The organism is Streptomyces sp. SID13726 (assembly GCF_010548375.1).
GTDB lineage: Bacteria > Actinomycetota > Actinomycetes > Streptomycetales > Streptomycetaceae > Streptomyces.
In genome coordinates this window covers 1-460 of the sequence record NZ_JAAGLY010000381.1, presented here as the reverse complement: position 1 = coordinate 460, position 460 = coordinate 1, and the positions used below count along the sequence as shown (strand labels likewise).

The 460-nt window shown below is 66.5% G+C and carries 1 protein-coding gene; it reads right to left on the bottom strand.

What is annotated here, in order from left to right:
* Positions 1–460 (bottom strand): amino acid permease (locus G3I78_RS48180; RefSeq protein ID WP_164436953.1); only part of this gene is annotated, 460 nt, incomplete at both ends.

Here is a 460-nt window from a genome sequence, read left to right as displayed (position 1 = left end):
CGCGACGATGGCGATGATCCCGCCGAGCAGGAGGGTCGCCCGGTAGGGGGTGCGGTACTTGGGGTGCGTGACGGAGAAGACGCGCGGCAGGAGTCCGTCACGGCTCATCGCGAAGAACACGCGGGTCTGGCCGAGCAGCAGGATCATGCTCACGGTGATCAGGCCGACGGCCGCCCCGAGACTGATCGCGCCGGAGAAGAAGGGCTGGTTCACCGACTTGAAGGCTTCGGCCAGTGGCGCGGTCGGCGACATCTCCGAGTACTTCTGCATGCCGGTGACCACCAGCGTCACGGCGACGTAGAGGAAGGTGCAGATCAGCAGCGAGCCGAGGATGCCGCGCGGCATGTCCCGCTGCGGGTTCTTGGTCTCCTCGGCCGCCGTGGCCACGACGTCGAAGCCGATGAAGGCGAAGAAGATGAGGGAGGCCGCGGTGAAGATGCCCATGACGCCGAAGTTGGTG